This window comes from Aminobacter sp. P4_H6_2 (genome assembly GCF_056400805.1).
Genome location: NZ_JBFUKO010000239.1, coordinates 1 through 7,735 on the forward strand (window position 1 = coordinate 1; position 7,735 = coordinate 7,735).

The window sequence follows — 7,735 nt, forward strand, 5'->3', positions numbered from 1 at the left end:
CACGTCACAACCCTGTCCTCAAGGCCTTCCGCGACAGGCTCGTTGCCGCCGGCAAGCCCAAGATCGTCGCCATCGTCGCGACAATGCGCAAGCTCCTCACCATCCTCAACGCCATGATCCGGGACCAAAAACCATGGCAAACCGCTTGACCGCCAAGACAGTCGCTCTCCCCGTTCACGGGGAGAAGGTGCCGGCAGGCGGATGAGGGGCGGCGCAAGCTGGCCGACCTGTTGGCACGCGATTTGGAGGCCTCAATGAACGACACGTCCCACGCCGTGCGTGCCCGCATCTCAGGCCGCGTCCAAGGCGTCAGCTTCCGCATCTGGACCAAGCGCCAGGCCGAAAAGCTGGGCCTGCGCGGCTGGGTGCGCAACGAGCGCGACGGGTCGGTGACGGCACTGGTCGTAGGTTCCGACGCGGCGGCCGCGTCGATGCTGGAGCTGTTGTGGGAAGGTCCGCGCGGGGCGGTGGTATCCAGCGTCGTCTCGGAACCGGCGAACCCGGAAAACCTGCCTGCCGGCTTCGACATCACCGGCTAATCCGCCAATTCCGGCCTACGCAGCCCGACGGTTCAAGGCTTCGGGAAAGCCTCGACAGTGCCTTTGAGCTTGATGGTGATCGGCTCGCCGAAGCGATCCTTGGACTTGCCGGCCGGCACGCGGACCCAGCCTTCGCTGACGCAGTACTCGCTGACGTCCTGGCGCTCTTTGCCGTTGAACAGGATGCCGACGCCTGCCTGCAGCGCCTCGGCGTTGAAAAACGGACTGCGCGGGTCATTGCTCAGGCGGTCAGGAAGGGTCATTGCACTCTCCAGTAATTCAGACGTCCGTTGGGACGAAAAATGATCGCCTGCGTCGCGGCAGGCCGTGCGAGCGCTGTTAAGTGCATTGGTCGACCGGGTAAAGGCCCGCGCTCAATTCCGCCCGTAAAACGCGTTTTCGACATGCACCGGCCAGCGCCTTGGCAGCACCGCTACCATGTCGAAGCGCACCGAAAGCCGGCCATAGTCCGGCTGGCGGGCGAGCCACAGATCGGCGGCGCCTTCGATGCGCCGCTCCGAACCGTAGGCGACCGCCTCCATCGCCTCGATCAGCGTGCGCCGCGCCTTCACCTCGACGATCAGCACAAGGTCGCCGCGCCGGGCGATCAGGTCTATCTCGCCGAGCTTGGTCTTGTAGCGCCGGGCAACGATCCGGTAGCCCTTGAGCATCAGTGCCAATGCCGCCAGCCACTCGCCGCGATGTCCCAGGCGATGTGCTTGCTGGCGGGTAAGGCGCTCAGTCATCCGACCCTTCGCGCAGCTCAAGCAGGCGGCGGTAAAGCGCTGATTTCTGCCCGCCAGTCATGCGCGCAGCTTCCGCTGCCGCCTTCGATGCCGGCATCTCCTTGGCCAGCGACAACAAAAGCTTGTCGACATCGTCGGCCGTCTCGGTCCGCTCCTCGGGCGGCCCCACGCAGATGACCACCTCGCCCTTGGGCGTATCGGCTTCGGCATAGTGCGCGGCCAGTTCGGCCAAGGTGCCGGTGCGGATTTCCTCGAAGGCCTTGGTAAGTTCGCGTCCGATCGCCGCCTGGCGTGTGCCCAGCACATCGGCCATGGCGGCGAGGGTGTCGGCCAACCGGCGAGGCGATTCGAAGAAGATCAGCGTTCCGGGTACTGCCTTGACCTCTTCCAGCCGCGTCCGCTTCTGCCCGTCCTTCACGGGCAGGAAGCCGGCGAAGAAAAACGCGTCCGAAGGCAGGCCCGAGGCGGTCAGCGCTGCCAGCACTGCCGAAGCGCCGGGGATCGGCACGACGCGGATGCCGCGCTCCTGTGCCTGCCCGACCAGCCTGAACCCCGGATCGGAAACCAGCGGTGTGCCGGCGTCCGAAACCAGCGCCACGCTGCGGCCGTTCTCCAACGCTTCGATCAGCCGCGGCCCGGCCTCGCTGGCGTTGTGCTCATGATAGGCGGTCGGCCGCTGGCGGATGCCGTAGCGGTCGAGCAAAACGCGTGTCACCCGCGTATCCTCGCAGGCCACATGATCGGCCCCAGCCAACGTTTCGAGCGCGCGCAGCGTGATGTCGCCGAGATTGCCGATCGGCGTCGCCACCAGATAGAGCGCGGGCGTCAGCGGCCGTGCCGCGATCTCGGTCTGGCCGATGACATAGACCCGCTTGTTTTCGTTGTTCTGCACGCCGCCTCGCTTCTAGAGCATGATCCCGAAAAGTGGGAACCGGTTTTCGGATAAGATCATGCTCCAACAAGAAAATAGAGCCCCATTCCGCTTCAAGCGGAATGGCACGGCTCTAGCCCTTCATTGGCATGGCACTGAGGCACTTGCAAAAGGATGTGATCGCTTTTGCCTTGGCTTTGCCACAGTGCGGGAAACAAATCGCCGCCGCGGATCGGAACACAGAGATTCGTAACAGAGGCAATAGTATTGGCCATGTCCCATCGCTTCGACGCCTTCATCTCCCGCCTTGACGCAGCCACCAAAGCGGCACCGCCCTCACGCCTTGTAGGCGACCAGAACCGCTCCCGCCGCGATCAGCGCGACGCCGAGCCAGTTCGCCGTGCTAAGTCGCTCGCCAAGGAAGATAACGCCAAACACCGCGACAAGAACGACGCTTAGCTTGTCGATCGGCGCCACCTGCGCCGCGTTGCCGAGTTTCAGCGCGCGGAAGTAGCATAGCCACGATGCCCCCGTGGCAAGCCCCGACAGCACCAAAAACACATAGGTCTTGCGCGAAATCTCACCGAGCGGCTGGAACTGCCCGGTCGCCGTGATGATCGCGCCCAGCACCAAAAGGATCACCACCGTCCGGATCAGTGTGGCGAAATCGGAATTGATGTTTTCGATGCCGACCTTGGCGAAGATTGCCGTCAGGGCCGCGAAGATGGCCGAAAGTACGGCCCAGAACTGCCAGTATGCGACGGCGGAATTCATGTCTGGCTCCGTGAAATGGAGTTGTGGGCTTTTGAATGGACGTTTACCTCAGTCTTTTCAATCGCCGACTTTCCGAAAGTCGAAAGCACAGCAGTCCGCATGATGACGAACGACATGGACCACAAATTTTCGATCTCCGATCTTCGCGACAGGCCGGAATTTGCCGAAACGGTTGCTGATCGCATCTGGAATGCATGGTGGCGCGACGACGGCCACCAACTCGACTTCATCCAGGAACTGGTGAACGAGAATTTTTCCTCTTCGGGACTGCCCTTGGCGCTCGTCGCCCACGACGGCGACGCCTTCCTCGGCACCGCCCATCTGATCGACAACGATCTTGAATCGCGCCCGCAATATTCGCCATGGGTAGCTGCGTTGTGGGTCGATGAAGCGGCACGCAAATCGGGCCTCGGCACCGCACTTGCGCGGGCAGGGGCCGAGGCCGCGTTCAAGCAGGGCTTCGAGACCGTCTATCTCTGCGCCAAGCCACACCTGAGCGCCTACTACGAAGGCATGGGCTGGCAACGCATCGAAGACGACGTCGAGGGCACGAACGTATTTGCGCTGAAGCGGAAAAGCTGATCGTTACCGCGCAAGATCGGCAACGACGGCGTCGAGCACGATCATGCCTTGGGGTGTGGCGCGCAGGCGCGAATTGCCGATCGGCGCCACCAGGCCTTCGTCCTGTAGGATAGACAGCCGCGCCGAAGACAGCGACTTGCCCGACAGCACTTCGTAGCGCGCGAGGTCAATGCCCTCGACGAGCCTCAGGCCCATCAGCAGGAACTCGTCGGCCTCTTCCGAGCGGTTGAGGATCTCGCCACCGGTGATGCCGTGACCACGCTCTTCGACCAGCTCGGCCCAGCGTTCGGGCAACTTCTCAGCGATCGTCACCATGCGGGTGTTGTTTTCGAGGAAACGGCCATGCGCGCCGGGGCCGACACCGACATATTCGCCGTAGCGCCAGTAGGTCAGATTGTGCCGGCTCTCAGCACCTGGTCTGGCGTGGTTGGAAATCTCGTAGGCCGGCAGTCCRTGCGCCGCCGTCACCTCTTGCGTGATCGAATACAGCTCAGCGGCATGCTCGCCGTCGGGGATCTCGAACTTGCCGGCATTGTAGAGTTGGAAGAAGCGCGTGCCTTCCTCGATCGTCAGTTGGTACAGCGACAGATGGTCGACGGCGTAGCTGATCGCCTGTTCAAGCTCTTTCGCCCAGGCATCGGGCTTCTGGCCCGGCCGCGCATAGATCAGGTCGAATGACAGGCGCGGAAAGATCTCGCGCGCGAGCCCGATAGCATGAATCGCTTCCGGCACATTGTGCAGCCGGCCAAGGAAACGCAAATCGGCATCGTTCAGTGCCTGCACGCCGAGCGACACCCGGTTGACGCCGGCGGCGCGATAGCCGCGAAAGCGTTCGGCCTCGACCGAAGACGGGTTGGCCTCGAGCGTGATCTCGGCATTGCCTGATATCGTCCAGTTGGCGGCGATCGCATCGAGCACCGCCCCCACTGTCTCGGGCTTCATCAGCGACGGGKTACCGCCGCCCAGGAAAATGCTGGTCACCTCGCGCGGGCCGGTGCGCGCTCGCATCGTTGCGAGTTCGGCGGCAAAGGCGCGGGCAAAACGTTCCTGGTCCACCGGCTGGTGGCGGACATGGCTGTTGAAGTCGCAGTAAGGGCATTTGGCCGCGCAAAACGGCCAGTGCACATAGACGCCGAAGCCGGGGTCGCGGCTGAGCGACGTAACGCCCATCAGGCCGAACCAAGCATGGCGCGGGCGAACTTCTGGAACGCACGCGCCCGGTGCGACAGGGCATCGGCCTGTCCGGGCTTCCAGCCGTGCTTTTCCTCAGCACTCATCTCGCCAAAGGTCTTGTCGAGGCCTTCAGGCAAAAACACCGGGTCGTAGCCAAAGCCCTTTTCGCCGCGCGGCGGCCACACGAGATTGCCCTCGGCCTCGCCACGGAAATATTCGGCGTGACCATCCGGCCAGGCCAGGCAGATGACGGCAACGAAGCGACCGGTGCGCTGGTCGGTCGCCTTGGCGCCGCGCTCTTGCATGGCGTCTTCTGTGCGCTGCATCGCCATGGCGAAGTCGCGCGTGCCGTCGGGCTTTTCGGCCCAGTTGGCGGTGTAGACGCCCGGCGCGCCGTCGAGCGCGTCGACCACCAACCCGGAATCGTCCGACATCGCCGGCAGTCCGGTGGCGGTCGCTGCCGCCAGCGCCTTGATGTAGGCGTTTTCCTCAAAGGTCGTGCCGGTCTCGTCGGGTTCGGGCAGGCCGTATTCCTTGGCCGATTTGGCAGCGATGCCGAACGGCGCCATCAGGTCGGCGAATTCGCGCAGCTTGCCGGCATTGTGGCTGGCGATCACGATCTCGTTGTCGGCAAGCTTGCGCATCAAAGGCCCCATAGTTTCGGCTCGGCGATCTCAAGCGAATTGCCTGACGGATCGCGGAAATAGATGGAACGGCCACCATTCGGCCACTCAAAATCGGCTTCGATGGCGACGCCTTCGCCTTCGAGCCTTGTCTTCCATTGCTCGACTTCTTCAGCCGTCGCGGCAAAGCACAGATGCCCTGGGCCTGACGTGCCATGCCGCGGCACCGGCAGCCTGGCATCGGGCTTGGGCGGCTGGCGCGTCGCCTCGGCGTTGAACAGCAACAGCACGCCGGGGCCACAGCGGAAGAACACATGCCGCCCCGGCACCTTGGCGATTTGCTCCAGCCCCATCACCTCGCCGTAGAACGCCTCGGCGGCGTCAAGGTCGGTGACGTAAAGCGCGGATTCAAGGATCGCCGAGGGCTTCATCGGGAGCCTCAGCCCACCGCCATCTTTTGCAGGTCGACAAGCCGGGTGATGCCCTTGCGGGCGAGGCTCATCAGCGCCAGGAATTCTTCTTCCGAGAACGGCACGCCCTCGGCGGTGCCCTGGATCTCGACGATGCCGCCCTTGCCGGTCATGACGAAATTGGCGTCGGTGCCGGCCGAGGAGTCCTCGACATAGTCGAGGTCGATGACCGGCTGGCCGTCATGGATGCCGCACGAGATCGCAGCGATATGGTCCTTCAGCACCTTTTCGACGCTGACCATCTGCCGCGCTTCCATCCAGCGCAGGCAGTCATGAAGCGCGATCCAGGCGCCGGTGATCGAAGCCGTGCGGGTGCCGCCGTCGGCCTGGATCACGTCGCAATCGACGGTGATCTGGCGCTCGCCGAGAGCGCCCATGTCGACCACGGCGCGCAAGCTGCGGCCGATCAGCCGCTGGATTTCCTGGGTGCGACCGCCCTGCTTGCCGGCCGAAGCCTCGCGGCGCATGCGCTCGCCGGTCGAGCGCGGCAGCATGCCGTATTCGGCCGTCACCCAGCCCTTGCCGGAGTTGCGCATCCAGCCCGGCACCTTTTCTTCCAGGCTCGCCGTGCACAAGACATGGGTGTCGCCGAACTTCACCAGGCATGAGCCTTCGGCGTGCTTGGACACGTTGCGTTCGAAGGAGATGGCGCGCATTTCGTCGAATTGGCGTTTGGAGGGGCGCATACGGCTACTTTCTCTGGCGAAATCGGAAAATTGTTGCCGGCTTGTAGCTCCATGGCAGGACCAGCGCAAAGGAAAACCGGTTCCGCTGCTGGAGCTGTTGTGTTCGCAGCCGTGCGGTCTATATCATTTTAGACGGAGTCCATGAAGCAGATGACCAAAGCGGTACCCGATCCCACGCTGCAATCGCTCGACGTGCGCTCGCGCGACATCTTCCGGCGCATCGTCGATTCCTATCTCAGGGATGGCGAGCCTGTCGGTTCGCGCAATCTGTCGCGCATGCTGCCTTCGTCGCTGTCGCCGGCAACCGTGCGCAACGTGATGAGCGATCTCGAGCATCTCGGTCTCGTCTATGCGCCGCACATCTCCGCCGGCCGCTTGCCGACGCAAAAGGGCCTGCGCTTTTTCGTCGACGCCTTCATGGAACTCGGCGATCTCTCCGACGAGGAGCGCCGCACCATCGAGGCCCAGGTCAAGGCATCGGGCGAGGGTGCTTCGCTGGAGCATATGCTGACCGAAGCGAGCCAGATGCTGTCGGGCATGTCGCGCGGCGCTGGTCTGGTGCTCGCCGCCAAGAACGAGGTCGCCCTCAAGCATATCGAGTTCATCCAGCTCGAACCGACAAAGGCGCTGGCCGTGCTGGTGTCGCAGAATGGCGATGTCGAAAACCGTGTCGTCGAGCTGCCGCTCGGTGTCACCGTTTCCCAGCTGCACGAGGCGTCCAACTTCCTCAACGCCCATATCCGGGGCCGCACCCTGGCCGAGGCCCGGATCGAGATCGCCCGCATCAAGGACGAGACCAAGGCAGCCCTCGACACGCTGTCGCAGGATCTCGTCGAAAAGGGCCTTGCCGTCTGGGCCGGCGCCGAAAGCGGCCTGCCGTCGCGGCTCATCGTGCGCGGCCGCGCCAATTTGCTCGAAAACGTCACCGCCCAGGCCGACATCGAACTGCTCAAGCATCTGTTCGAGGACATGGAAACCCAGGACGGGTTGATCCAGCTTCTCGACCTCGCCGAAGAAGGCTCGGGCGTACGTATCTTCATCGGCTCGGAAAACCGGCTGTTCTCGCTTTCCGGTTCGTCGCTGGTCGTGGCCCCTTATCGCGACAAGGATGCCCGCGTTGTCGGCGCGCTTGGCGTCATCGGCCCGACCAGGCTCAATTATGCGCGCATTGTGCCGATGGTCGACTATACGGCGCAGTTGATCTCGCGCATGCTCAGGTGAGATAATCGCCCAGTCATACTCAGGAGGATGCAATGGCATTCGAACAGATC

At 63.5% G+C, this 7,735-nt stretch carries 11 protein-coding genes and 1 pseudogene; 4 read left to right on the forward strand and 8 right to left on the reverse strand.

The window, feature by feature from the left end; genetic code table 11:
• A pseudogene (locus tag AC1DUU_RS17255) lies at positions 1-149 on the forward strand (IS110 family transposase); the annotation flags it as partial.
• A gap of 105 nt (positions 150-254) precedes the next feature.
• On the forward strand, positions 255-539 hold the full coding sequence (locus AC1DUU_RS17260) for an acylphosphatase (RefSeq protein ID WP_476784632.1): 285 nt from the start codon (positions 255-257) through the stop codon (positions 537-539).
• A gap of 32 nt (positions 540-571) precedes the next feature.
• Here AC1DUU_RS17260 and AC1DUU_RS17265 read toward each other — a convergent pair whose 3' ends face one another.
• The 4 genes from AC1DUU_RS17265 to AC1DUU_RS17280 all read right to left on the reverse strand — a co-directional run bounded on the left by AC1DUU_RS17265 (position 572) and on the right by AC1DUU_RS17280 (position 2,930).
• The gene (locus AC1DUU_RS17265) at positions 572-802 is read right to left on the reverse strand and encodes a DUF3297 family protein (protein ID WP_476784633.1); all 231 of its coding nucleotides are present in this window, start codon (positions 800-802) and stop codon (positions 572-574) included.
• A gap of 111 nt (positions 803-913) precedes the next feature.
• On the reverse strand, positions 914-1,285 hold the full coding sequence (locus AC1DUU_RS17270; RefSeq protein ID WP_476784634.1) for a YraN family protein: 372 nt from the start codon (positions 1,283-1,285) through the stop codon (positions 914-916).
• Positions 1,278-2,177, reverse strand: a complete 900-nt coding sequence (gene rsmI, locus AC1DUU_RS17275; RefSeq protein WP_476784635.1) for a 16S rRNA (cytidine(1402)-2'-O)-methyltransferase — start codon at positions 2,175-2,177, stop codon at positions 1,278-1,280. Before rsmI ends, AC1DUU_RS17270 begins: the two co-directional genes overlap by 8 nt.
• A gap of 315 nt (positions 2,178-2,492) precedes the next feature.
• The gene (locus AC1DUU_RS17280; RefSeq protein WP_476784636.1) at positions 2,493-2,930 is read right to left on the reverse strand and encodes an EamA family transporter; all 438 of its coding nucleotides are present in this window, start codon (positions 2,928-2,930) and stop codon (positions 2,493-2,495) included.
• Positions 2,931-3,029: 99 nt separating this feature from the next.
• Here AC1DUU_RS17280 and AC1DUU_RS17285 point away from each other — a divergent pair, with 99 nt between their 5' ends.
• Complete coding sequence (locus AC1DUU_RS17285) at positions 3,030-3,512, forward strand: GNAT family N-acetyltransferase (RefSeq protein WP_476784637.1); 483 nt, start codon at positions 3,030-3,032, stop codon at positions 3,510-3,512.
• A gap of 3 nt (positions 3,513-3,515) precedes the next feature.
• Here AC1DUU_RS17285 and hemW read toward each other — a convergent pair whose 3' ends face one another.
• From hemW to rph, 4 genes are read right to left on the reverse strand one after another with little or no spacing between them, the layout of a single operon-like run.
• Positions 3,516-4,682, reverse strand: coding sequence for a radical SAM family heme chaperone HemW (hemW, locus tag AC1DUU_RS17290; RefSeq protein ID WP_476784638.1), 1,167 nt, complete (start codon positions 4,680-4,682; stop codon positions 3,516-3,518).
• Positions 4,682-5,329, reverse strand: coding sequence for an RdgB/HAM1 family non-canonical purine NTP pyrophosphatase (gene rdgB, locus AC1DUU_RS17295; RefSeq protein ID WP_476784639.1), 648 nt, complete (start codon positions 5,327-5,329; stop codon positions 4,682-4,684). Before rdgB ends, hemW begins: the two co-directional genes overlap by 1 nt.
• Complete coding sequence (locus AC1DUU_RS17300; RefSeq protein WP_476784640.1) at positions 5,329-5,739, reverse strand: VOC family protein; 411 nt, start codon at positions 5,737-5,739, stop codon at positions 5,329-5,331. The genes rdgB and AC1DUU_RS17300 overlap by 1 nt, the downstream gene beginning before the upstream one ends.
• Positions 5,740-5,747: 8 nt before the next feature.
• Positions 5,748-6,464: a ribonuclease PH gene (gene rph / locus AC1DUU_RS17305; RefSeq protein WP_476784641.1), complete on the reverse strand. Its 717-nt coding sequence runs from the start codon at positions 6,462-6,464 to the stop codon at positions 5,748-5,750.
• A 150-nt stretch (positions 6,465-6,614) separates the two neighbouring features.
• Here rph and hrcA point away from each other — a divergent pair, with 150 nt between their 5' ends.
• Positions 6,615-7,685: a heat-inducible transcriptional repressor HrcA gene (hrcA, locus tag AC1DUU_RS17310; protein WP_476784642.1), complete on the forward strand. Its 1,071-nt coding sequence runs from the start codon at positions 6,615-6,617 to the stop codon at positions 7,683-7,685.
• The last annotated feature ends 50 nt before the right edge of the window (positions 7,686-7,735 follow it).

Excerpts from the sequence above, each read along its gene's own strand:
- AC1DUU_RS17260 (WP_476784632.1), top strand. The coding sequence starts at position 255 with ATGAACGACACGTCCCACGCCGTGCGTGCCCGCATCTCAGGCCGCGTC.
- AC1DUU_RS17265 (WP_476784633.1), bottom strand. The coding sequence starts at position 802 with ATGACCCTTCCTGACCGCCTGAGCAATGACCCGCGCAGTCCGTTTTTC.
- AC1DUU_RS17270 (WP_476784634.1), bottom strand. The coding sequence starts at position 1,285 with ATGACTGAGCGCCTTACCCGCCAGCAAGCACATCGCCTGGGACATCGC.
- AC1DUU_RS17280 (WP_476784636.1), bottom strand. The coding sequence starts at position 2,930 with ATGAATTCCGCCGTCGCATACTGGCAGTTCTGGGCCGTACTTTCGGCC.
- AC1DUU_RS17285 (WP_476784637.1), top strand. The coding sequence starts at position 3,030 with ATGATGACGAACGACATGGACCACAAATTTTCGATCTCCGATCTTCGC.
- rdgB (WP_476784639.1), bottom strand. The coding sequence starts at position 5,329 with ATGCGCAAGCTTGCCGACAACGAGATCGTGATCGCCAGCCACAATGCC.
- AC1DUU_RS17300 (WP_476784640.1), bottom strand. The coding sequence starts at position 5,739 with ATGAAGCCCTCGGCGATCCTTGAATCCGCGCTTTACGTCACCGACCTT.
- rph (WP_476784641.1), bottom strand. The coding sequence starts at position 6,464 with ATGCGCCCCTCCAAACGCCAATTCGACGAAATGCGCGCCATCTCCTTC.
- hrcA (WP_476784642.1), top strand. The coding sequence starts at position 6,615 with ATGACCAAAGCGGTACCCGATCCCACGCTGCAATCGCTCGACGTGCGC.